General features: G+C 64.0%; 21 protein-coding genes and 1 pseudogene. 6 read left to right on the top strand and 16 right to left on the bottom strand.

Features of this window, described 5'->3' with window-relative positions; translation table 11 throughout:
* Nucleotides 1-134 precede the first annotated feature (134 nt).
* Nucleotides 135-896, bottom strand: a complete 762-nt coding sequence (locus NKJ80_RS17470) for an HpcH/HpaI aldolase family protein (protein WP_023686922.1) — start codon at nt 894-896, stop codon at nt 135-137.
* A gap of 120 nt (nt 897-1,016) precedes the next feature.
* Between NKJ80_RS17470 and NKJ80_RS17465 the strand changes: the two genes are divergently transcribed.
* The gene (locus NKJ80_RS17465) at nt 1,017-2,108 is read left to right on the top strand and encodes an LLM class flavin-dependent oxidoreductase (protein ID WP_286460991.1); all 1,092 of its coding nucleotides are present in this window, start codon (nt 1,017-1,019) and stop codon (nt 2,106-2,108) included.
* 23 nt (nt 2,109-2,131) lie between these two features.
* Here the strand turns inward: NKJ80_RS17465 and NKJ80_RS17460 are convergent, their stop codons facing one another.
* The 14 genes and pseudogenes from NKJ80_RS17460 to NKJ80_RS17400 form a co-directional block, all read right to left on the bottom strand.
* Entirely contained in the window at nt 2,132-2,527 is a 396-nt protein-coding gene (locus NKJ80_RS17460) for a RidA family protein (RefSeq protein WP_023667806.1), read from the bottom strand.
* Nucleotides 2,528-2,582: 55 nt separating this feature from the next.
* Nucleotides 2,583-3,731, bottom strand: coding sequence for an acyl-CoA dehydrogenase family protein (locus NKJ80_RS17455; protein ID WP_023667805.1), 1,149 nt, complete (start codon nt 3,729-3,731; stop codon nt 2,583-2,585).
* Nucleotides 3,731-4,543: an enoyl-CoA hydratase family protein gene (locus NKJ80_RS17450; RefSeq protein WP_023667804.1), complete on the bottom strand. Its 813-nt coding sequence runs from the start codon at nt 4,541-4,543 to the stop codon at nt 3,731-3,733. The genes NKJ80_RS17455 and NKJ80_RS17450 overlap by 1 nt, the downstream gene beginning before the upstream one ends.
* Nucleotides 4,540-5,010: a MarR family winged helix-turn-helix transcriptional regulator gene (locus tag NKJ80_RS17445; RefSeq protein ID WP_023667803.1), complete on the bottom strand. Its 471-nt coding sequence runs from the start codon at nt 5,008-5,010 to the stop codon at nt 4,540-4,542. The genes NKJ80_RS17450 and NKJ80_RS17445 overlap by 4 nt, the downstream gene beginning before the upstream one ends.
* Complete coding sequence (locus tag NKJ80_RS17440) at nt 5,004-5,777, bottom strand: SDR family NAD(P)-dependent oxidoreductase (protein ID WP_023667802.1); 774 nt, start codon at nt 5,775-5,777, stop codon at nt 5,004-5,006. The genes NKJ80_RS17445 and NKJ80_RS17440 overlap by 7 nt, the downstream gene beginning before the upstream one ends.
* Nucleotides 5,774-8,068, bottom strand: a complete 2,295-nt coding sequence (locus NKJ80_RS17435; protein WP_023667801.1) for a bifunctional salicylyl-CoA 5-hydroxylase/oxidoreductase — start codon at nt 8,066-8,068, stop codon at nt 5,774-5,776. Before NKJ80_RS17435 ends, NKJ80_RS17440 begins: the two co-directional genes overlap by 4 nt.
* A 141-nt stretch (nt 8,069-8,209) precedes the next feature.
* Complete coding sequence (locus NKJ80_RS17430; RefSeq protein ID WP_023667800.1) at nt 8,210-8,809, bottom strand: VOC family protein; 600 nt, start codon at nt 8,807-8,809, stop codon at nt 8,210-8,212.
* A gap of 77 nt (nt 8,810-8,886) precedes the next feature.
* Complete coding sequence (locus NKJ80_RS17425; protein WP_352498017.1) at nt 8,887-9,717, bottom strand: ATP-binding cassette domain-containing protein; 831 nt, start codon at nt 9,715-9,717, stop codon at nt 8,887-8,889.
* Complete coding sequence (locus tag NKJ80_RS17420) at nt 9,710-10,588, bottom strand: ABC transporter ATP-binding protein (RefSeq protein WP_023695186.1); 879 nt, start codon at nt 10,586-10,588, stop codon at nt 9,710-9,712. Before NKJ80_RS17420 ends, NKJ80_RS17425 begins: the two co-directional genes overlap by 8 nt.
* Nucleotides 10,585-11,433 (bottom strand): ABC transporter permease, encoded by an 849-nt coding sequence (locus NKJ80_RS17415; RefSeq protein ID WP_352498016.1) that lies wholly within the window; start codon nt 11,431-11,433, stop codon nt 10,585-10,587. The genes NKJ80_RS17420 and NKJ80_RS17415 overlap by 4 nt, the downstream gene beginning before the upstream one ends.
* Nucleotides 11,426-12,433, bottom strand: coding sequence for an ABC transporter permease (locus NKJ80_RS17410; RefSeq protein ID WP_352498015.1), 1,008 nt, complete (start codon nt 12,431-12,433; stop codon nt 11,426-11,428). Before NKJ80_RS17410 ends, NKJ80_RS17415 begins: the two co-directional genes overlap by 8 nt.
* A 42-nt stretch (nt 12,434-12,475) precedes the next feature.
* Nucleotides 12,476-12,588 (bottom strand): annotated as a pseudogene (locus NKJ80_RS31475) (endonuclease domain-containing protein); the annotation flags it as partial.
* A 33-nt stretch (nt 12,589-12,621) separates the two neighbouring features.
* Complete coding sequence (locus NKJ80_RS17405; RefSeq protein WP_352498014.1) at nt 12,622-14,148, bottom strand: ABC transporter substrate-binding protein; 1,527 nt, start codon at nt 14,146-14,148, stop codon at nt 12,622-12,624.
* Nucleotides 14,149-14,258: 110 nt separating this feature from the next.
* Complete coding sequence (locus NKJ80_RS17400) at nt 14,259-15,833, bottom strand: phytoene desaturase family protein (RefSeq protein WP_023827958.1); 1,575 nt, start codon at nt 15,831-15,833, stop codon at nt 14,259-14,261.
* 119 nt (nt 15,834-15,952) lie between these two features.
* Between NKJ80_RS17400 and NKJ80_RS17395 the strand changes: the two genes are divergently transcribed.
* The 5 genes from NKJ80_RS17395 to NKJ80_RS17375 are packed head-to-tail and all read left to right on the top strand — an operon-like array spanning nt 15,953 to nt 22,595.
* Nucleotides 15,953-16,744, top strand: coding sequence for a cyclase family protein (locus tag NKJ80_RS17395; protein ID WP_352498013.1), 792 nt, complete (start codon nt 15,953-15,955; stop codon nt 16,742-16,744).
* 14 nt (nt 16,745-16,758) lie between these two features.
* Nucleotides 16,759-18,330 (top strand): phytoene desaturase family protein, encoded by a 1,572-nt coding sequence (locus NKJ80_RS17390; RefSeq protein WP_023827956.1) that lies wholly within the window; start codon nt 16,759-16,761, stop codon nt 18,328-18,330.
* Nucleotides 18,330-18,812 (top strand): MarR family winged helix-turn-helix transcriptional regulator, encoded by a 483-nt coding sequence (locus NKJ80_RS17385; RefSeq protein ID WP_023726247.1) that lies wholly within the window; start codon nt 18,330-18,332, stop codon nt 18,810-18,812. The genes NKJ80_RS17390 and NKJ80_RS17385 overlap by 1 nt, the downstream gene beginning before the upstream one ends.
* 44 nt (nt 18,813-18,856) lie before the next feature.
* The gene (locus tag NKJ80_RS17380) at nt 18,857-21,010 is read left to right on the top strand and encodes a thiamine pyrophosphate-dependent enzyme (RefSeq protein WP_023834932.1); all 2,154 of its coding nucleotides are present in this window, start codon (nt 18,857-18,859) and stop codon (nt 21,008-21,010) included.
* Nucleotides 21,003-22,595 carry an indolepyruvate oxidoreductase subunit beta family protein gene (locus tag NKJ80_RS17375; RefSeq protein ID WP_023834933.1) on the top strand — a complete coding sequence of 531 codons (1,593 nt, stop codon included), beginning with the start codon at nt 21,003-21,005 and terminating at the stop codon, nt 22,593-22,595. The genes NKJ80_RS17380 and NKJ80_RS17375 overlap by 8 nt, the downstream gene beginning before the upstream one ends.
* Nucleotides 22,596-22,728: 133 nt before the next feature.
* On the opposite strand, the gene NKJ80_RS17370 is transcribed toward NKJ80_RS17375, so the two are convergent.
* The gene (locus NKJ80_RS17370) at nt 22,729-23,625 is read right to left on the bottom strand and encodes a LysR family transcriptional regulator (RefSeq protein WP_023834934.1); all 897 of its coding nucleotides are present in this window, start codon (nt 23,623-23,625) and stop codon (nt 22,729-22,731) included.
* Nucleotides 23,626-23,722: the final 97 nt, after the last annotated feature.

Genomic DNA, 23,722 nt, shown 5'->3' with positions numbered 1-23,722 from the left:
GGAGCACCGCGACGGACTGCCCGGCAAGCCCCACCGGCACGACAGTCGCCATCGAGTTTGGATGCTATCCAATGTGCTGCGCTTTTCAAGGAAAAAGTTTTAAGCTTAAAAAGTTTTTGCCCGATCCCGCCCGTCTACCGCAGCTCGGCGCGCGCAGCGGTGCAGTTGGCCGCAGCGCCGGCGCCAAGAAACATCGTATCGCTGGCCAGCACGAAGAAGCTCGCGCCGATAGCGGCCCACTGGCTGATCGTCTGTGGGCTGGCGCAAAATATACCCGATGTCCTGCCATGCGCGACGGTCGCGCGGATGATCCTTGTGATCGCCTCATTGAGCTTGTCCACGCCTTTCGGCCCGATCGCATCGATCGACACGGAGAGATCGCCGGGGCCGACGAAGACCACATCGATGCCGTCTATGGCCGCGATCGCCTCGATGTTGGCCAGCCCCTCCGATGTCTCGACCTGGACCGCGACGACCACCCTATCATTGGCCGCGGCCAGATATTCGGGAATGCGATAGCCATAGCCGGCCGCGCGGCCAGGCCCGACGCCGCGCTCGCCCAGCGGCGGATAGCGCGAGGCTTTCACCGCCGCCTCGGCCTGAGCAGCGGTCGAGACGCGCGGCACGAGCACGCCTTGTGCGCCGCTGTCGAGCGCCGCCTGGATAGCTTCCGGCGCATGACCGGGAACACGCACCATGGCCGGCACGCGATGCACGTCGGCCGCGCGCACCATGGTTTCGATCGTGTCGCGCGCGATCTGGGCATGTTCCCAGTCGATGCAGACGAAGTCGAGGCCGGTGAGCGCCATCACTTCGACGGCGACGGGATGGGGAATAGCGGCGAAGGAGCCGACGAGATTGGTCTTGCCGATGCACTTCTGACGGAACGCGCTCATATCCATCCCCTTTTCCCCTCCGAATTCATATCCGCAATCGGCGGCGAGGCGAAGCTATTTCAGGCTTGAAATATTTTTGCGCGGGCCTAGCGTGTCGGTCTCCCGCCACGAGTTCCCATGATGATCAAAACGCATCCCCTGCACGGCTCGAACAAACTGAAGCTCGGCGTCTTTTCGACCAATGCCGATGGCGGTCTGGCCATCACCGATGTGCCGGAACGCTGGACGGCAAGCTGGCAGGACAATCTGACGGCGGCGCAGATCGCCGACCGCGCCGGGCTGGAATTTATGCTGCCGATCGCGCGCTGGCGTGGCTTTGGCGGCCGCAACAAGGTGCGCGAATGGTCGTTCGAGACCTTCACCTGGGCAGCAGCCCTGGCGGTGGCCACCGAGCAGATCGGCCTGTTCATGACCGTGCATGTGCCGCTGGTGCATCCGCTCTATGCCGCCAAGGCGCTGGCAACTGTCGACCATATCAGCCAGGGCCGCGCCGGCCTGAACATCGTCTGCGGCTGGAACCCGAAGGAATTCGGCATGTTCGGCACGCCTTTGGTCGAGAAGGGCTACGACCAGGCCGCCGAATGGATCGAAATCCTGGAAAAGCTCTACGCCTCGGACCAGCCTCTGGACTATGAAGGCACCTACTATCGCCTCAAGGAGGCGGTGAGCCGGCCGGCGAGCCTGCAGGTTCCACGCCCGGTGACCATGAACGCTGCTTTCGGTGGCCCGGGCCGGGATTTCGCCGCCGCCCGATGCGATTATCTGTTCACGACCTTTTCGGAAATGAGCGATGCCGGCAAGCATGTCGCCGACATCAGCGAGCGGGCCGACAAGGTTGGCCGCAACGTCGGCGTCTACACGGTGGCGCATGTCGTCTGCCGTCCAACCATGGAAGAGGCGCAGGCCTACTACACGCGCTATGCCGTCGATCTGGTCGACCACGATGCGGTCGATGCTCATATGGCAGGCAAGAAGGAGTTCTCGCAGTCGCATGACCCGCATGCCTATGACCGCTACCGGCAGCGTTTCGCCGGCGGCGCCGGCACCTACCCGCTGGTTGGAACGCCGGAGACGATTGCCGCCGAGATGGCGGCAATAGCCGGGCATGGCTACCAGGGCATCGCGCTGTCGTTCGTCAACTACACCCAGGAACTGCCCTATTTCTGCGACCACGTATTTCCGCTGCTGAAGCGGGCGGGGCTGCGCTGCTGATCAATCCGGGAATAACGAATTCGTTAATCCGGAATGACGGCGGTTGCCTGAATTTCGATCTTGGCGCGATCTTCCACCAGCGCCACCACCTGCATGGCGGCCATCGCTGGGAAATGCCGGCCGATCACCTCGCGATAGGCCTCGCCTATACCCTTGAGATTGCCGAGATATTCGGCCTTGTCGGTGAAATACCAGGTCATCGCGGTGATGTGCCGTGGCTCCGCGCCGGCTTCCGCCAGCACGGCGACGATGTTTTGCAGCGTCTGCCGCACCTGGCCGGCGAAATCGTCGGTCTCGAACTGGCACTGCCCGTTCCAGCCGACCTGTCCGCCGACGAAGACGAGCCTGCCGCGCGCGGCAATGCCGTTGGCGTAGCCGACCGGTTTCGCCCAGCCCTCCGGCTGCAGGATCTCGTGCATTTTCAAGCCTCCCCGGTATTCTTAAAACCAAATCTCAAAATCCAATACGTCGCTGTCAGGCCGCGCCCATCACCTGCCGTGCGATCACCACCTTCTGCACATCGGATGCGCCCTCGTAGATGCGTAGCGCGCGGATCTCGCGATAGAGGCTCTCGACGATATGGCCCTTGCGGACGCCGTCCCCCCCATGCAGCTGCACAGCCTTGTCGATCACCTCTTGCGCCTTGTCGGTGGCGAACAGCTTGGCCATCGCCGCCTCGCGGGTGACACGAGCCGCGCCCATGTCCTTGGTCCAGGCAGCGCGGTAGACCAGCAGCGCTGCGGCATCGATGTCCAGCGCCATGTCGGCGATATGGCCTTGCACCATCTGCAGCTCTGCCATCGGAGCGCCGAAAAGTTTGCGCTCGGCCACCCTGCTGATGCTTTCGTCCAGCGCCCGGCGGGCAAAGCCGAGTGCCGCCGCGCCGACCGTGGAGCGGAACACGTCAAGCACCGACATGGCGATGCGGAAGCCGTCTCCCGGTTTGCCGATCAGCGCCGAAGCCGGCACCCGGACCTGATCGAAGGAAAGCCGCGCCAGCGGATGCGGCGCGATCACTTCAAGGCGCTCGGCAATGCCAAGCCCCTTGGTATCAGCGGGTACGAGAAAGGCGGAAAGTCCCTTGGCACCCGGTGCCTCGGCGGTGCGGGCAAAGACGACGTAGAGATCGGCAATGCCGCCATTGGAAATCCAGGTCTTCTCGCCGCTGAGGATATAGAAGTCGCCATCGCGGCTCGCCGTCATTTCGGTGTTGGCGACATCCGACCCGGAGCGTGGCTCCGAAAGCGCGAAGGCGGAAATCGTCTTGCCGGCCCTGGTCTTTGCCAGCCATTGCTGCTGGTCGGGTGTGCCGAACAGGCTGAGCGCGCCGGTGCCGAGCCCCTGCATGGCGAAGGCGAAGTCGGCCAACCCGTCATGGCGCGCCAGCGTCTCGCGCGTGATGCACAAGGTGCGGACATCGAGCGGTCCCGGATTGTCGGTATCGAGCGCCGTCGGCTTCAGCCAGCCGTCGCGGCCAAGTTTCGCCACCAGCTCGCGGCAGGCGGCATCGACGTCGTGGTGATCGACGGGCAGGTTCCTGGCGCACCAGGCATCAAGGCGTTCGGCGAGTTCGCGATGCCGGTCTTCGAAAAACGGCCAGTTGAGGAAACTCTTGTCAGCCATCAATTGCCCTCGAACACCGGTTTCTCCTTGGCGAGGAAGGCCTTGTAGGCGCGCTCGAAGTCACGCGTCTGCATGCAGATCGCCTGCGCCTGCGCTTCCGCTTCGATCGCCTGGTCGAGGCCCATCGACCATTCCTGGTTGAGCTGCGTCTTGGTGATGCCGTGCGCGAAGGTCGGACCCGAGACGATGCGCGCCGCCATCTCGAGCGCGTCGGCCTCGAGCACTGCGGCATCGACCAGCCTGTTGTAGAAGCCCCAGCGCTCGCCTTCCGCTGCCGTCATCGTGCGGCCGGTGTAGAGCAATTCGGCGGCACGGCCCTGGCCGATGATGCGCGGCAGGATCGCGCAGGCGCCCATGTCGCAGCCGGCAAGGCCGACGCGGGTGAACAGGAAAGCGGTCTTGGCCTCCGGCGTGGCGATGCGGATGTCGGCGCTCATGGCGATGATGGCGCCGGCGCCGACCGCGACACCGTCGACCGCCGCGATGATCGGCTTGCCGCAGTTGAGCATCGCCTTGACGAAATCGCCGGTCATGCGGGTGAAGGCGAGCAATTCCTTCATGTCCATCTTGACCAATGGGCCGATAATGTCGTGGACATCGCCGCCCGAGCAGAAATTGCCGCCATTGGGCAGGAACACCACGGCGTCGACGTCGTCGGCATAGACGAGATCGCGGAACGTGTCGCGCAGTTCCGCATAGCTGTCGAAGGTCAGCGGATTCTTGCGCTCCGGCCGGTCGAGCCGCACCTTGGCGATCCTGCCTTCGACTTCCCAAAGGAAGTGCTTCGGCTTGAGGCCGGCCATCGAACTCATTCGCGTCCCTCCCAGTTGCTGCGGAACGAGGTCAGCATGCCGGTCAGCCGGCGCGCATCCTCCTCGCTGACCTTGGCCAGCAATTCTCCGATCCAACCCTCATGCGCCGCGGCCATTGCGGCAAAAGATTTGGAACCCTCGTCGGTCAGTCGCACCATGGATGTGCGGCGATCGCCATTGCGGCGCGCGCGCGCGACCACCCCTTCCGAAACAAGCCGGTCGACGATGCCGGTGACATTGCCGTTGGATACCAGCAGGAAGCGCGACAGATCGCTCATCAGCATGCCTTCCGGCGCGCGGTAGAGGGCGGCCATGACGTCGAAACGCGGCAGCGTCGTATCGAATTCCTTCTTCAGGCGCTCGCGCAGCTCCGCTTCGATCGTGCGCGAGGCGCGCAGCAGCCTGATCCAGAGACGCAGCCGGTCCTTGCCGGGTCCCGACGGCGCGGGCAATGGGCCGGCTACCATGTTTCGCCTCCTGAGATCGAAATTGCTTGTCCGGTAATCGACGCAGCCGCATCGCCGCACAGCCAGAGCACCGCTGAGGCAACTTCCTGCGGCTGGATGAAACGGCCTTGCGGGTTGGTCGAGGCAAGGCTCGCCCGCGCCTGCTCGACTGAGCGGCCGGTCTTTTCGACGACGCGCTGAATGGACTCCTCCAGCATGCCGGTCTCTACGAAGCCCGGGCAAACGGCGTTGACGGTCACGCCGGATTTCGCCGTCTCGGCCGCCAGTGCCCGCATCAGCCCGACCACCCCATGCTTGGCCGCCACGTAGGGCGCGACATAGGCGTAGCCTTTCAGCCCTGCGGTCGAGGCGACGAAGACGATCCGGCCCGCCTTGCGCGCGGCCATGCCGGCCAGCGCCGGCTTCACCGTCAGGAAGGCGCCGGTCAGATTGACGTCGAGCGTCCGCTGCCAGTCGGCAAGCGAGGTCCTGTGCGCCGGCGTGCTGCCGGCCATGCCGGCATTGGCGACGACGATGTCGAACGGGCCGCGCACGGCTTCCGCTTGCGCGTAGAGCGAAATCATCGCCGCCTCGTCGGTGACATCGGCTGACATGGCGTGGATGCGGTCGTTCTCGCCGGCCAACTTGGCAAGCTCGGCGTCGCGCCTCCCGCATATGGTCACCTCTATGCCGGCCTCGGCCAGCACGAGCGCGATGGCCCGGCCGACGCCGGAGCCGCCGCCAGTGACCAGCGCATGTTTGCCTGAAATCGCCAAGGCCGTCGTCATACTTTCAGCCCCGCCGCCGCATCGCGCTCGGCCAGCCGGTAGATCTGGTCGCGTCCGGGCAGATAGGGATCCGGCCATTTGACACCACGATCACCGAGCGTCACGGCTGCATGCAGCGTCCAGTAGGGATCGGCGAGATGCGGCCGTGCCAGGGCCACCAGGTCGGCGCGGCCGGCCATCAGGATCGAATTGACATGATCCGGCTCGTAGATGTTGCCGACCGCCATCGTCGCCATGCCGACCTCGTTGCGGATGCGGTCCGAGAACGGCGTCTGGAACATTCGGCCATAGACAGGCTTGGCGGCAATCGAGGTCTGGCCTGCCGAGACGTCGCATATGTCGACGCCGGCTTCGTGCAGCATCCGCGCGATCTCCACCGCATCGGCCGGCGTCACACCTTCGATGCCGACCCAATCATTGGCCGAAATGCGCACCGAGATCGGCTTTCGCGTCGGCCAGGCGGCGCGCACCGCATGGAAGATTTCCAGGGGATAGCGCATGCGATTTTCCCGCGAACCGCCATACTCATCCGTGCGCTGGTTGGTGACCGGCGTGATGAAGGACGACAGCAAATAGCCATGCGCGGCATGGATCTCGAGCATGTCGAAACCGCAGCGATCTGCCATCTCGGTGGACGCGACGAACTGGTCACGCACCTCGTCCATGTCGGCGCGGTCCATGGCTTTCGGCACCTGATTCTCAGGCGACCATGCAATCGCCGAGGCCGCCATGACCGGCCAATTGCCCGAGGCGAGCGGCACGTCGGTGCCTTCCCACCCGACACGGGTCGAGCCCTTGGCCCCGGAATGGCCAATCTGGGCGCAGATTTTCGCCTCGGTCTCGGTGTGGACGAAATCGACCAGCCGCTTCCACGCCACCTCATGTTCGGACGCATAGAAGCCGGGACAACCGGGCGTGATGCGTCCTTCCGGGCTGACGCAGGTCATCTCGATATAGACAAGCCCGGCGCCGCCCTTGGCACGCTCGGCATAGTGGGCGAAATGCCAGTCGGTCGGGCAGCCATCGACTGCCTTGTACTGCGCCATCGGCGAAACGACGATGCGGTTGTTGAGCTGCATGTCGCGCAGTTTGAACGGCGCGAACATCGGTGCCCGGCGCCGCCTGTTGCCGCCTGCCCCTGCCTGGCGCTGGAACCATTCCTCGGCGCTTTCAAGCCATTTGGCATCGCGCAGCCGCAAATTCTCGTGGCTGATGCGTTGCGAGCGGGTCAGCAGCGAATAATTGAACTGCACCGGATCGAGGCCGAGATAGCGCTCGACCTCCTCGAACCACTCCAGCGAATTGCGCGCCGCCGACTGCAGCTTCAGCACCTCGGTGCGGCGCGCATCCTCATACTTGCGGAAGGCGGCGTCGAGGTCCGGTTCGGTTTTGACATATTCGGCCAGCGCCACCGCGCTTTCCAATGCGAGCTTGGTCCCGGAGCCGATCGAGAAATGTGCCGAGGCCGCCGCGTCGCCCATCAGAGCCAGGTTCTTGTAGGACCAGCGTTCGCACAGCACGCGCGGGAAATTGATCCAGGCCGAACCTCTGATGTGATTGGCATTGGTCATCAGCGCGTGGCCGCCGAGATGTTTCTCAAAGATGCGCTCGCAGACGGCGATGGATTCCTGCTGCGACATGGCGCCGAAGCCGAAGGCAGCCCAGGTCTGTTCGCTGCACTCGACAATGAAGGTCGCTGTCTCGCTGTCGAATTGATAGGCGTGCGCCCACACCCAGCCATGCTCGGTCTTCTCGAAGATGAAGGTGAAGGCGTCGTCGAATTTCTGGTTGGTGCCGAGCCAGACGAATTTGCATTTGCGGGTGTCGATGTCGGGCTTGAAGACTTCGACGAAGGTGTTGCGCGCCCTTGAGTTCAGCCCATCGGCGGCGACGACCAGATCATGCGTCGCCATATAGGGCTGAGGGTCGGCGATATCGCTCTCGAACATCAGCCTCACGCCAAGTTCGCGCGCGCGTCGCTGCAGCAGGACCAGAAGCCGCTTGCGGCCGATGCCACAGAAACCGTGGCCCGACGAGACCGTGCGCACGCCGTCATGGATGACGGCGATGTCGTCCCAATAGGCGAAATGCTTCTTGATCCAGACAGCGCTGACCGGGTCGTTTTTGGCAAGGTTGTCGAGTGTTTCGGCCGACAGCACGACGCCCCAGCCGAACGTATCGTCGGCGCGATTGCGCTCGAACACCGTGATCTCGTGGGCGGCGTCCCGCAGCTTCATTGAAATGGCAAAGTAGAGGCCGGCTGGTCCGCCACCGAGAACCGCAACCTTCATCCGTGCGATCTCCTCTTCGCTTGCTGCATATCAAGTATCGCGCCGGAGATAAAATATTTCAAGCTTAAAGTTTCATGTTGGAACGATTGCTGGACACGGGTGGCGCGCCTGCGGGCTGGCCCCGCAAGCGCGCTCTGGAAATCACTTGTCCGGGTTCTTCGGGCTCCACAGCACAGTCTCGGCACCCTTCTCATAGGCCATCCCATCGGGATAGCTGATCGCCTCCAGTTGCAATCCCCATGGCGCCTGGAAATAGAGGATGGTCTGGCCGGCCGCCGGACCTTCCTTGACCGGCAGCGGACCCATCCGCGTCTTCACCCCCTTGCCGTCGAGATAGGCTTTCGCCGCGGCGACATCATCGACATACATGGCAATGTGGAAGCCGCCGATATCGCTGTTCTTCGGAGTCAAATCCTTCTGGTCAGGCGCAGTGTACTTGAACAGCTCGATGTTCGATCCATAACCGCAACGCACCATGGTGACCTGCTCGATGACAGCCTTCGGATCGACGCCCAGAAGATCCTGCATGAAGGTGCCCTTGTCATCGGCGAACGGACCAAACGACATCGCCTTCTCGCAGCCGACGACTTCGGTGAAGAAGTCGACTGCCTGCTTCATGTCGGGCACCGTGATGCCGGTGTGGTCGTGGCCGCGCATGCCGGGGATCGCATCGGCCGAAGCCGTTCCCATCGAGCAGAACAGGATCGCGGCAAGCATCGTGCCGCGGGCTGCGTAATTCATATTACCCTCCGTTCGCGGGCTGATTTTGCCCTCATGCACGTCCGAAGCCCGCTGTTCGGCGTGGTGGGTGAACAGTCCTATGCCGGCGCTTTCGTTGCTGGCCGCAACCAGTCGGCGTCGATCTCAGGCAGTGGGATGGCGGCAAGCAGGTCGCGCGTGTAGGTCTCCCTGGGATTGTCGAACAGCGCATCGGTGGCGCTCGCCTCGACGATCCCGCCCTCGCGCATGACGATCACTTGTTGGCACAGCCGCCGGATGACCGACAGGTCGTGGCTGATGAAGGCGACCGTCAGCCCCATCTCCGCGGCCAGTCTCTCCAAAAGGGTGAGGATCTGCGCCTGCGTCGATACGTCGAGGCCGGAGACGATCTCGTCGGCCAGCACGAATTTCGGCGAAAGCGCCAACGCGCGCGCAATTCCGACGCGCTGGCGCTGCCCGCCCGACAGTTCATGACGATAGCGACTAGCGAAGCTTTGCGGCAGGCCGACGCGATGCAATGCCTCGGCGACGCGTTCCCTAAGCCTGTCGCCAAGCCCATTCTGCTTGAGCGGCGCGGCAATGATGCCGGCGATGGTGCGACGCGGGTTGAGCGACGACATCGGGTCCTGGAAGATCATCTGCAGGTCGCGGCGCAGAGGTCGCAGCTCCGCATCCGGCAGATGGGCGATATCGCGGCCCTCGAAATGGATGCTGCCGACGCTCGGCTCCAGAAGTCTGACAAGCGTGCGGCCGAGCGTCGATTTTCCGGACCCGGATTCACCGACGATGCCGGTCACCGAACCTCTCGGCAGATCGAAGTCCAGTCCTTTCAAAATCTCGGCCAGCGGCGCGCGGCCGATCAGCGGCTTGCGGGTCATGTCGGGCAGCGCCACCTTCAGCCCGCGCACGGAAAACAGCGGCTCAACCATGCGGCCGCCTCCACGCCTGGTCTGCCGCGCCGATCTCGGCGGCAAGCCCGGCCAGCACGGTCTCGTCCACCGGCTTCAGCGAGGCCAAGGGATGGGTGTAGCGTGGCGTGGCGGCTATCAATGCCCGCGTATAGGGATGCTCAGGCGCGGCGAAGAGAGCGGCTGTATCAGCCTCTTCCACCACCTTGCCGGCGTAGAGCACAGACACTTGCTGGCTGATCTTTGCAACGACGCCGAGATCGTGGGTGACGAACAGGATCGCGGTGCCATGCTCGCGCTGCAGCTCGGCGATCAGGCGCAGGATCTGCTTTTGCACGGTCACGTCGAGCGCGGTTGTTGGCTCGTCGGCAACGATCAGCCGTGGCTCGGCGGCGAAGGCGGCGGCGATCAGCACACGCTGGCGCATGCCGCCGGACAGCTCGTGCGGATAGCATTTCAGCACCCGGTCGGGATCGCGGATCTGCACCTCATCCAACAATTGCCGGATACGCTTGTCCGCCTTGTCACCGTTCCAGCCGAGAATGCGCACCAGCCGGTCAGTCATCTGCGGACCGATGCGGCGCGACGGGTTGAGCGCAGTCAACGGATCTTGCGGGATCAGCGCCGTGCGAGCGCCGATCAGCGTGCGCCTTGCCTTGGGCTGCAGCCTGCCGAGGTCTTCGCCTTCGAGCTGCATGGCGCCTTCGACGATGCGCACGCTTGACGGCAGCACACCGAGCACCGCCTTGCCGATCATCGTCTTGCCGGCGCCGCTCTCGCCAACAAGAGCACGCACCTCACCCGGCTGCACGGAGAGCGACACCGACCGCAGCACGCGCTGGCCGTTCGGCAGCACGGCGCTCAGATTGGCAATATCCAGGCAAGCGCTCATCGCAGCACCGGATCGAAGCGTGTCTTCAGCGCCTCACCGAACTGGCTGAACGACAGCACGGTGAGGATCAGCGTGACAAGCGGAAACACCAGCACCCACCAGGCCTGATGGATCGACAGCCGGCCCTCGGCGATGATGCCGCCCCAGGTCGGATCGTCGGTCGAGATCGACAGATTGACGAAGGACAGGATGGCCTCGACGATGACGGCGATGCCCATCTCCAGCGACAGCAGTGCCACGATCGACGGCACCACATTGGGCAGCACCTCGCGCAGCATGATGCCGATGCGGCCATAGCCGGCGATGCGGGCGTTCTCGACATAGTCCATGCGCGACTGGCCCATCGCTTCGGCGCGGATCACCCGGCAAAAGCGCGTCCAGTCGATTATGACGATGGCGAGGATGACGGAAGTGAGGCCGGTGCCGAGCACCGCGACCAGCAGGATGGCGAACAGCACCGGCGGGAATGCCATCCAGACGTCGACGATGCGTGAAATGATGCGGTCGGCCCAGCCGCCGAAATAGCCGGCGACCAGTCCGAGCGTCGAGCCGACAAGGCAGGCGGCGATCGCCGCCGCGAAAGCGACGATGAAGGCGATACGGCCGCCGAAGATCAGCCGGGAGAGGAGATCGCGGCCGAGGCTGTCGGTGCCCAGCCAATAGCCGGATTCCGCACCACTCATCCAGAATGGCGGCAGCCGTTCCAGCATCAGGTCTTGCGCCAGCGGGTCCTGCGGTGCGACCAGCGGCGCGAAGATCGCGGCCAGCAGCGCCAGCAGCAGCCAGCCGCCGGCCAGCGACAGCCTCGGGCCGAGTCCGCGCCGGGCGATGCGTGCCTCATCCATGGCGCAGCCTCGGATTGAGCAGCGCGTACATCATGTCGACGCCAAGATTGATCAGCACGAACAGCAGCGCGAACACCAGCACGATGCCTTGGATCAGCGGCAGGTCGCGGTTGATGACGGCATCGATCGCCATGTTGCCGAGCCCTTCGTAGGAAAACAGCCGCTCGACGATGACCGTGCCGCCGACAAGGAAGGTGAACTGGACGCCGACGAGAGTCAGTGTCGGCAAGGCAGCGTTCTTCAGCGCCTCGCGCAGGATAACCTGCGTTTCCGAAAACCCCTTCACCCGGGCCAGCACGACATAGTCGAGGTCAAGCACTTCCTTCAGCGACTGTTTCAGCAACTGCGCGATGATTGCCGCCAGCGGCAATGCCAAGGCTACTGCGGGCATCAGCATGTGTTTCAGCAGATCCCAGGTCAGGTCGAAGCGCAGCCGAAGCAAGCTCTCGAAGAAATAGAACTGGGTGACGAAGGGCAGATCGAGCTGCGGCGACACGCGGCCGGAGATATCGAAGATCGGCACCAGCACGCCAAACAAAAGGATCAGCACGAGGCCCCACAGGAAATCGGGAATGGAAAGGGCGGCGCCGCTGGCGATATCGATGCCGGCTTCGACCGCCGTGCCGCGCTCGCGGGCTCCGAGGATCGCCGTCGTGCCGCCGAGCCCAACCGCCATGACGAGCGCGATGATGGCAAGTTCCAGCGTTGCCGGCAAACGATTGAAGACAAGGCTGAGCACATCTTGCCTGAGCGAAATCGAGGTGCCGAAATCGCCCCTGACGACGCCGGACAGCCAGATGAAGAATTGCTGCACGATGGTCTTGTCGAGCCCGTAGAGTGCACGCAGCCGGTCGATGTCGGCATCTGTCGCACCGGGGGGCAGCATCATGGCGATCGGGTCACCAGGCGCGACGCGGATCACGATGAAGACGACGACAGCCACGCCGAACAGCGTGATCAGCATCGTCAGCAGACGGATCAGGAATCGTTGCAGGAGCATTCTGGTGTTGGCCCAGTGCGTTTCTAACGAAGAGCCCCCTCATTCGTCCGCTTCGCGGCCACCTTCTCCCCGAGGGGAGAAGAGGTCACGGACAGCTGAGCTGGTCTCTTCTCCCCAGCGGGGAGAAGGTGGCCCGAAGGGCCGGATGAGGGGGCCGCTCAGCGAAGGGTGGCGCCCACAAGCCGATATCAGGCCGGGGTCATCAGCGCCGGCAGCAGCGCGCCGGACACATGCTGCACCACGTTGACGCCCTTGGCATGCACGATAGGTTGCGCATACTGAATCAGCGGCAGCACATAGGCCTGCTCGGCGATATACTTGTCGACAGCCTTCCAGCCGGCGATGCGCTTGGCCTCGTCCTTCTCGCCCCAGAGCGGATTGATCATGTCGATCAGGTCCTGGCTGTCCCACACCGAGTGCGGGCTCGGCCCATACATGGCAAAACCCGTCGACGTCGTCGGGTCGCCGATGGCGTTGCCCCAATTGTAGAAGGCGGCCGGCGCCAGCTTGTCGGCGGCGCGCAGTTCATAGTGCTTGGCGATCTCGTAGACCTCGATCGTCGCCTCGATGCCGACCTTGCGCCACATGCCGACGATCGCCTGGATCATCTCATAATCCTTGGGCTTGAAGCCCTTGGTCGTTTGGATGGTGAACTTGACCGGTTTTTCCGGCGAATAGCCGGAAGCCGCGAGCAGCTCCTTGGCCTTTTCCGGATTGTGCTCGACCTTGATCGAGGCGTCGAAGGCCGTGTACTCCGGGGTCTCCAGCGTAGCGATCGGCTGGCCATAGCCGCGCAGCAGCCGTTTGACCAGAAGCTCCTTGTCCACAGCCATGACAGCGGCCTGGCGGACGTTCTTGTCCAGCATCGCTTCAATGTCATTGAAGAAGATCATGCCGATGTCGGAAACAGGCTTGCACGAGCCGGCAAGCCCGTCCTTGGCGATCAGCCGGTCATACTCTTCATAGGGGACCTCCAGGGTCACCTGCGAGGAACCAGATTCGATCTCGGCAACGCGGCTCGCCGCGTCGGTGACGAACTTGATCGTCACATTCTCGAAGGCCGGCTTGTCGCCCCAATAGTGCGGGTTGGCCTTCAGTCGGAGGAAAGCATTTCGCTCGAATTTTTCCACCATGTACGGGCCGGTGCCGATCGGCGCCTTCTCGAAACCTTCCGCGCCAACCTTCTCGTAGTAGGCCTTCGGCAGGATGTAGCCGGTCAGGAACGACATCCATTTGAAATAGACCGGATCGAACTGCACGACGTCGCCGGTGATCTTGTTGCCGTCGATCTTGAAATTGTTGACGTTCTTCCAGACGAACTGGATCGGATTGCCGGTCTTTTCGTCGCCCGCCCGCTGCAGCGACCAGACCACGTCGTCGGGCGTGAACGGCGAGCCGTCATGCCAGGTCACGCCTTCGCGCACCGTCATCGTCACCTTGGTGCGATCCTCGTTCCAGCCCCATTCGGTGAGCAGGCCAGGCGCAAAGGACAGGTCCGGCTTTTGCGGAATGAACTGGTCGAACACCGACTGGTAGAGGCCCTGGATCGTCGGGTTGACGGCCGAGGGTCCGGTGGTCGGATCCCAGGACGGCAGGTTGACGTTATAGGCGATGGTCAGTTCGCCCGCTGCCTTGGCGATCTGCGGCAGGCCGATTGCGGCCGCACCAAGTGCCGCGGCACTGTATCCCAGCAATTCGCGTCTGTTGATTGTCATGGTCGTTCCCCTTGTTGTTTGTTGTCTTTGCGCGGCACTACCAGTTCATAGCTTCAGGCTTCGTGGGCAGCAGCGCCTTGCCTCTCGTCGCCCTCCTGAAATCTTCCGAGCTACCTCCCGCCAAGCTGTTGCGCGAGCATGTAGCCCGAGGCCGCGCCGCTGCCGGCGCCCGGCCATGTCGCGGCGCCCGTGAGGTGCAGATTGGCGACCGGCGTGTTCCAGCCGGCATAGCCGCGCGCCGGGCGAAACAAGAAGTTCTGCGCCAGATGATGGCTGCCGCAGACCTGGTCGCCACCGACGAGATTGGGGTTCTCACGCTCGAGGTCGATTGGCGAGAACACTGCACGGCCGAGGATTTTCGCGTGCAGTCCGGGTGCGTAGATCTCGATGGTGTCGAGCACGCGTTCGGCATAGACGTCCTTGACCTGATCCCAATGCGCGGGCGCGATCTTGCCGGCCGCATCGCCCAGGATTTCGGCGGGCAGCATGCGCACCTGCACCCACAGCACATGCTTGCCCTGCGGCGCGCGTGACGGATCGACCGCTGTCGGCTGGCCGACGACCAGCACCGGTTCGTCCGGCAGCATGCCCGCCATCGCCTGCTGATAGGTGCGCGACATCGCGTCGAGCGAGGGCGACAGATGCACATAGGCGAACTGCCGCAGCTCGGCCCCGGCGCGCCAGTCCGGCAGGTCGTCGAGCGCCAGATGGATCATCATCGTGCCCGGCGCGTGCCGGAACTTCTGCATCGCCGTGTCGAAGCCGGTGTCGCCGGAACCGTTGGGCAGCAACTTGCCGGTCAGCGCCCTGGGCGCGACCCCGGCAATGACCGCCTTGCTTGCCGTATGCGTCTCACCGGAGGCGAGCCGGACGCCGGTCGCCTTGCCGCCGGAAACGGTGATTTCGGCAACCTCTGCCCCGGTAACGATCTTGCCGCCCGCCGAGGTGACCATACCTGCCAGCGCCCGGATGATCGTGTCGGCGCCGCCCTTGCCCAGCACCATGCCAAAGGTCTGGTTGGCCATCGATTCCAGATAGGGGAACACGGCGCCGCCGGCGATGTCGGGTGCAAAGTCGAGATGCATGCCCCAGGTGGCGAGCGTTGCCCGCACATGCGCAGACTCGAAATTTTCCTCCAACCAGGCGCGAGGCGATGACAGCAAAAGCCGACCGGTGTCGAGCGCGCCTGAGATACCCTTCTTGCGCCACAGGTTCCAGGCGGTGCCGGCAAGCGCACGCACACTCATCGGCGAGCCCAGCAGCCGGAACAGATGCTCGGCCTCATCAGGGAATGCGGCAACGAGCTTGCGCCACGTCTCGGCATCGGCAGCGGAGAACGCGGCCATGCGCGTGGCGGTCTTTTCCAGGTCGTTGCTGACGCCGAACCAGCGTCCGTCTGGGAAGGCGCTGGCGAAACAATCGGCGACCGGCGCGAACTCCAGCCCGTGGGTTTTCAATTCATTTGCATATTTCCGGTGGAAGGCGGAGCCGGCGAACAGGCTCAGATTCATCGCACCGAAATCGTGGCGGAAGCCGGGAAGCGTATATTCGTGTGTCTGGACGGCGCCGCCGATTGCTGCACTGCGCTCGAAAATCCCGGTTTTCCAGCCCTTGAGTGCCAGATGCGCAGCGCATGCCAGACTGTTGTGGCCCGCCCCGACAAAGATGGCGTCGAACTCGCTCACGCCCCGTTCCCATTTCCTTTATGCTTAAAGATAATTGCAGATGCATATGTTTTCGTCTAGTAGGATATTAAGGGCCGAGACGAGCCTTGATCTTCACCAGAAAGAGGGAACTTCAGACCATGGACACGCAAAAACTCCTCGGCGAAGTCGCCGGCCAGCTGCTTTCAGGCGCCATCAGGGTGGTCGACCTCTCTGCGCAACTCGGACCCGACACGCCTCTTATCAAGCTGCCGCCGGAGCTTGCCGTCGACACGCCAAAGGTCGAGATCCATAACATCTCCCGTTATGACAAGAACGGCCCGTGGTGGGCATGGAACTGGCTGAAGCTTGGGGAGCATTCGGGCACGCATTTCGATGCGCCGCAGCATTGGATCAGCGGCAAGGATTATCCGGACGGCGCCACCGACACCATTCCGGCGCAGAACTTCGTCGGCCCGGTCAATGTCATCGACTGCTCGAAGGAAGCCGCCGCCGATCACGATTTCCTGCTCACCGTCGACCACATCAAGGCGTGGGAAGCCAAGCATGGCGCCATCAACGCCGGCGAGTGGGTGGTGATGCGCACCGACTGGTACAAACGCAATGGTTCGGAAGCCGAATTCCTCAACGCCAATGAGACCGGCCCGCATACGCCAGGTCCGACGGCCGAAGCCATCCAGTATCTGATCAGCAAGGATATCAAGGGCTGGGGCTCGGAGACGATCGGCACCGATGCCGGCAAGGCCGGCGGCATGGAGCCACCATTTCCCGCGCACACGCTGATGCACAAGGCCAATCGCTATGGCCTCGCCAGCCTCTGCAACCTCGACCAGCTGCCGCCGAAGGGCGCCATCCTGATCGCCGCACCGCTCAAGATCGAACATGGCACCGGCAGCCCGATCCGCGCGCTGGCGCTGGTGTCGAAAGGCTGAGAAAGCACGCTGAGGTGAGCCAGCCGGATCACATCATCGTTGGCAGCGGCATCAACGCGCTGGTCTGCGCGGCGATGCTTGGCGGCAAGGGCGCGAAGGTGCTCGTCCTCGAGCGCAACGACCGCATCGGCGGCTGCATGCGTACCGAGGAGATCACCGCGCCCGGCTTCATCCATGACGTGATGGCGACCACCTTCGTGCTGTTCATCACCTCGCCGGCCTTTGCGGCATTGGGCAGCGATCTCGCGCGGCACGGGCTGGAGTTCTGTCACACCGGCACGCCAACCGGCGTGCTGCGGCCGGACGGCAGCCATGCCGTGCTCACCACCGACCGCGCCGCCAACGTCGCTGCAATCAATGCGATCGCCCCCGGCGATGGCGACCGGCACGCCGACGATGTCGGCAGCATCGAGCGCAATGCCGGCCTGCTGTTCGGCCTGCTCGGCGGCAGCCTGTGGTCTTATCCGACAGCCAAGCTGTTGGCCGGCAATGCCTGGCGGCGCAGCCCGCGTGGCCTTGCCGCTTTTCTGGGTGAGGCACTGGTGCCGGCGCGCAGCTGGTTGGAAAGCACCTATCAGTCCGAGACAATCCGCGCGCTGTGGGCGCCCTGGGTGCTGCATGCCGGGCTTGGACCGGAAGATGCTTTCTCAGGGCAGATCGCCAAGGTCATTGCCTTCGCGCTGGAAGCGGCCGGCGCGCCGATCGTCAAGGGCGGGGCGAAGACCCTGCTCGCCGCCTTCGAAGCCTTGATCCGTGAACGCGGCGGCGAAATCCGCACCGGCGCCGATGTCGCCTCGATCGTCCAGAGCGGTGGCCGCGCGACCGGCGTGCGGCTGGCATCCGACGAAACGATTACAGCAAACAAGAGCGTCATCTGCTCGGTCACGCCGACGCAGCTTTACGGCCGGCTGCTCGGCGCGGATCCTCCCAAAGCCGAGGTCGAGGCGACACAGAAATATCGCTACGGCAAAGGCAATTTCCAGATCCACTATGCGCTGGCCAAGCCGCCGTCATGGCGCGGCGAAGGCCTCGACAAGGTGGCGCTGCTGCACCTGACGCCGGGGCTCGACGGCGTCTCGAAAGCCTGCAACGAAGCCGCGCGCGGCATGCTGCCGGAAGTGCCGACCATCTGCGTCGGCCAGCCGCATGCGCTGGATCCGTCGCGCTGTCCGCCTGGCAAAGCAATTCTGTGGCTGCAACTGCCCGAGGCGCCCCGTCACATCAAGGGCGATGCCGCAGGCACGCTGCATGCACCGGCTGGCGGCCGCTGGACCGACGCGCTGCGCGAGGCCTATGCCGACCGCGCGGAGGCGATCCTCGCCAGCCACATCGACGGCTTCAAGGATAGCGTCATTGCGCGCCGCGCCTATTCGCCGGCCGATCTCGAAGCGATGAACATCAATCTGGTCGGCGGCGACCCCTATGGCGGCTCGTCGACTATCGACCAGTCGTTCCTCTGGCGGCCGTTCAAGACCAGCCGCAACCATCAGACCGGCATCAAGAACCTCTACCATATCGGCGCCTCGACCCATCCAGGCGCGGGCCTCGGTGGCGGTTCCGGCTTTCTCCTGGCGGGGAGGCTGTGATGGAGCAGAAGGTTCTGGAAAAGCGCCAGCGCATCTCGACCCTCGGCCAGATCGGCCTGCAGCAATTCGCGCCCTATCTGATGAACCGCATCATGGGGCGCTACAACGCCACCTTGCGCGACGATTTCCGCAAGCAGGGCCTGACTATTCCGCAGGTCCGCACGCTGGCCGTGCTGTCGGTCACCGACGGCGTCACCGTCAACGACCTCTCGGTCTACACCGTCATAGAGCAGTCGACCTTGAGCCGCACGCTCGACACGCTGGAGGGACAAGGCTTCGTGCGACGCGAGCAAGGCGTCACCGACAGCCGCATCCGCCATGTCTTCCTCACCGATGAGGGCCGCGCAGAGTTCACCCGCGCCTGGCCGGCTATGCATGACGCCTTCGAGGCAATGTTCGACGATGTCGACGATGCCGAATATGCAGCACTGATCGCGACGCTCTTGAAGATGCTCAAGAACATTCGCAAGCACGAAATCTAGACGTACGCGCTGCCAAGTTTCGGCGGCAACGGAAGGTTGGAAAAATGGCCGAACGGTCTTTTGCCAAGGAAGTCGAAAAGCTCCGGCTCGGCGCCGGCGAGGAGTTTGCGGGCGAAGGCATTCTCGCCATCACCAAGGCGCTGCTGCAATGCGGCGTCGGCTATGTCGGCGGATACCAGGGCGCGCCGATCAGCCATCTGATGGACGTGCTGGCCGACGCACAGGAGATTCTGGGCGAACTCGGGGTGCATTTCGAGGCGAGCGCCTCGGAAGCCACCGCCACCGCCATGCTGGCGGCCTCGGTGCATTACCCCATTCGCGGTGCGGCGACCTTCAAGTCGACCGTCGGCACCAATGTCGCGTCCGACGCACTGGCCAACCTCGCCTCCGGCGGCGTCACCGGCGGCGCGCTGATCATCGTCGGCGAAGACTATGGCGAAGGCTCCTCGATCATGCAGGAGCGCAGCCATGCCTTCGCCATGAAGAGCCAGGTCTGGCTACTCGACCCGCGCCCCAATTTGCCGTCGATCGTCAAGGCGGTGGAGGATGGTTTCGAGCTGTCCGAGGCATCCAACACGCCGGTGATGCTGCAGGTGCGCATCCGCTGCTGCCATGTGCATGGCCATTTCATCGCCAAGGACAACAAGCGCCCGCCGATGACGGTGGCCGATGCGCTCGACGCGCCGCGCCGCGACACCGGCCGCATCGTGTTGCCGCCCGCCTCCTTCCTGCACGAGAAGGAGAAGGTGCAGAAGCGCTGGCCGGCGGCGGTGGAGTTCATCGCCAAGAACAAGATCAACGAATTCTTCGGTTCGGACCATGGCTCGGTCGGCATCGTCATGCAGGGCGGCATGTACAATTCGGTCATCCGCGCCTTGCAGCGGCTCGGCCTTGCCGACACCTATGGCGAGACGGATGTGCCGCTCTACGTTCTCAACGCCGTCTATCCCCTGATCGATGACGAGTTCCTCACCTTCTGCGAAGGCAAGCAGGCGGTGCTCGTGGTCGAGGAGGGCCAGCCCAACTACATCGAGCAGGCCTTTGCCGCCATGCTGCACAAGGCCGGGCGCGGCACCAGGCTGGTCGGCAAGGAGTATCTGCCGATGGCCGGCGAATATACCGGCCAGGTCATGCTGGACGGCATCGGCGCCTTCCTGCGCGCCGAGGCCCCGCATCTCTTGCCGGGTGAGGTGCGCGCGCCCAACAAGGTCGGCGACGGCGTTGACGCCGCGGACCTGATCAACGTCGTGCCGGGACGTCCGCCAGGCTTCTGCATCGGTTGCCCGGAGCGGCCGATTTTTGCCGCGACAAAGCTGGTCGAGCAGGAACTCGGGAACCACCACATCGCATCCGACATCGGCTGCCATTTGTTCTCGATCATGCCGCCTTTCGAGCTCGGCGCCACCACCATGGGCTACGGGCTGGGGCCGGCATCGGCATCGGCGTTCAATTCGCCCGACGCCAAACGGCGGTCGATCTCTTTCGTCGGCGATGGCGGCTTCTGGCACAATGGCCTGACCTCCTCGATCGGCAACGCGGTCTTCAACAAGAACGACGGCGTCATCGTCATCGTCGACAATTTTTACTCCGCCGCCACCGGTGGGCAGGACATCCTGTCGTCGCGTGCGGGCAACAAGACCAAGTCGACCAAGCATCCGATCACCGAGGCGGTGAAGGGCATGGGCGTCAAATGGCTGCGCCATGTCGACCGCACCTATGACATCACCAAGATGCAGGACACGTTACGTGAGGCGCTGACGACGGACGAAAAGGGTCCCAAGGTCATCGTTGCCTCGTCTGAATGCATGCTCAATCGCCAGCGCCGCGAAAAGCCGCTGGTCGACAAGGCGATCAAGGATGGGACTCGCGTCGTCAAGCCGAAGTTCGGCGTCGATGAGGATATCTGCACCGGCGACCATGCCTGTATGCGGCTGTCCGGCTGCCCGTCGCTGTCGGTAAAGTCGCTCGACGATCCGTTGCGCGACGATCCGGTGGCATCGATCGACCAGAGCTGCGTCGGCTGCGGCAATTGCGGTGAAGTGGCGGATGCAGCGGTGCTGTGCCCTTCCTTCTACCGCGCCGATGTCGTGCACAATCCCCGCCGCTGGGATCGTTTTCTGGAAGGCACGCGCCGCGCCGTGATCGGCCTGCTGCAGCGGCGCCGTGAAAGCCGCAGGTTGACGTTCGCCGATGCTTGACCAGGCTTCGCCCTTGCGCCCGAAATCCGATGCCGCCGATACCGAGCCGGTGATCAAACTCGCTTTGCTCGCGGTCGGCGGCCAGGGCGGCGGCGTGCTCGCCGACTGGATCACCGATGTCGCCGAGCGCAATTCCTATGTCGCGCAATCGACCTCGGTCGCCGGCGTCGCCCAGCGCACCGGCGCTACGATCTATTACGTCGAGATGGCCCGCGACACCGGCCGGCTGCCGGTCTTTGCCCTTTCGCCTTCGCAAGGCGATGTCGACATATTGATCGCCGCCGAGCTGATGGAAGCCGGCCGCGCCATCATCAGGGGCTTCGTCACGCCCGATCGCACCACGCTGATCACCTCCTCGCACCGTATCGCCGCGGTGTCGGAAAAGATCGAGCCGGGTGACGGCCGGGCCTCGTCTTCCAAGGTACGCGCGACGGCGGAAGCTGCATCGAAACGCTTCATCGCCTTCGACATGGAAAAGATCGCCGCGGACAATGGCTCAATGATCTCGGCCAGTCTGCTTGGCGCGCTGGCCGGCTCCGACGCATTGCCGTTCACGCGTGAAAGCTATGAGCAAGCGATCGGCGCCGGCGGCCGGGGTGCGAAAGCCAGCCTTGCTGCCTTCGCCGTCGCCTACGACCGCGCGCGCGGTACGACGGCCCCCGCGCCACAGCCGGCAGAACCGGCCACGGTCGACCCCGCTCCGGGTTCAGGGCGCGTGAGCGGTCCGCCGAACCTGCTGCAGGGTTGGCAGGCGCTGGCCGCCCGCATCGACCTGATGCCCGCGGCGGTGCGCGACATGGCGCTCCGGGGCCTGAGAAAGGTCGTCGACTACCAGGACATCTCCTATGGCGGCGAGTATCTCGACCGGCTCGACCAGGCGGTCGCGCTGGATAGCGCTGAACATGCCCATGCATTGTCCATCGCTGCCGCCAAGCATCTGGCCAACGCGCTGTGCTACGACGACATGATCCGCGTCGCCGATCTCAAGACACGTTCGACGCGTGACCGGCGGGTGCGCAAGGAGGTGGGCGTCAAGGACGGCTCCATCCTGCAAGTGACCGAATATTTCCATCCGCGCATCGAGGAGTTCTGCGGCACCTTGCCGGCGGGGTTTGGCAGCTACATCGAGAACCGGCCGAAACTTGCCGGCTTTCTCGACCGGCGCATCAATCGCGGCCGGCGCATCCGCACCGACAGCTTTGCCGGCTTTGCGGTCCTCTGGTTGATTGGCGGCCTGCGCCGCTGGCGGCGGCGCCTGTTGCGCCACAAGGTCGAGACGGCGCATCTGGAGCGCTGGTTTGCGCTGGCGCTCAGCCACGCGCCTCAGGACTACGCGCTCGCCGTCGAAATCTTGAACTGCCGCCGGCTGATCAAGGGCTACAGCGACACCCACCTCCGCGCCCAGTCCAAATTCGATCGCGTGCTGTCGGCGCTCGATCTGGTCAGGAGCCGCGATGACGCTGCCGACTGGATCAGGCGGTTGCGCGAAGCTGCGCTGAAAGACGAGAAAGGCGACATGCTCGATGGCGCGCTGAAGACGGTGGCATCGTTGTCTGATCATGGTGTGGGAAGAGGTCGAGCTTAGGCTGGTACCTCTACGCTACTGCCGCCGTTTCCCTACTCCCACTGGATTCGCGGATTGAACACGCCGCTTCAAGCGATCGCAGCTCGGCTTCCACCCGGATTGCGGGAAGCGTTGCCGGCGGATCTGCCGGGCGTCAGTCGCGCGATATGGACAGCCCCGAGAGAAGCGGAGCGTACGCGGCGAGCCTGCGGGATACGAACTCTGTGAAGAGCCGCACCCGCTTCGTCTTGCGTGTCTCGCCTTGCGTGAGAAGCCAGAGTGTCCCATGCATGGGCACGTCGATCCCCGGCACCCTCACCAGCAGGGGGTCGGTATCTCCGACGAAGCACGGCAGTTTCGTTATCCCAATCCCCTGGTGCGCCGCGATGATCTGCGTCTCGGCGTCAGGTGTCCTGAACGGTACTCCCGTGACGTGAACTTCTCCCTCGCGCGCCCAGTCCGGAATTCCATGATTGTCTATGCCTATCCATCGGATAGGATCAGGCGTGCCCGCACGCCACGCGGCTAGTCGATCGCGAGACATGTAGACGCCGCTGAACAGCTCCGGTCCCTTCAGGCCGTGAAGATTGAGCGGCAGGGTCTTGCGGTCGGCGACAATGCGGATCGCGACGTCGGCCTCTCGGTTGGTCAGATTTGCCAGCTCACCGGACGACAAGATTTCCATCTCGATGTCGCGATGCAAACGCGCGAAGTCGGCGAGATCCGGCATGAGCAGGTGTGTGGCGAGGAACGGTGGAAGCGTCACCCGCAAAAGTCCGCGCGCGCTCTGGTCACGACCGAAGACGCGCGTCTCCAGCAGGTGCGACGACGCTTCCATCTGGGTCGCGAGATCGAGGACCTCTTCGCCCGCAGCCGTCAGGCGGTAGCCGGAAGGCAGCTTTTCGAACATCTGCGCCCCGAGGCGTTCCTCGAGCTGAGCGATGCGTCGCAGCACGGTCGAGTGGTTCACACCGAGGCGCGCGGCGGCGGCACGCACCGAGCCTCCGCGCGCGGCGGCAAGAAAGTAGCGAACGTCATCCCAGTCGATCATGGTGCATTCCTGCGCAGCGCAGTGCGGCTTGCAAAAGCCCATACTAACACGATCAGCCGTAAGTTCGTGCGGTCATCGTGGCGTTCAATCATCTACT

The organism is Mesorhizobium sp. M0030 (assembly GCF_040323695.1).
Classification (GTDB): domain Bacteria; phylum Pseudomonadota; class Alphaproteobacteria; order Rhizobiales; family Rhizobiaceae; genus Mesorhizobium.
This window is presented reverse-complemented; position numbering and strand designations above follow the sequence as displayed.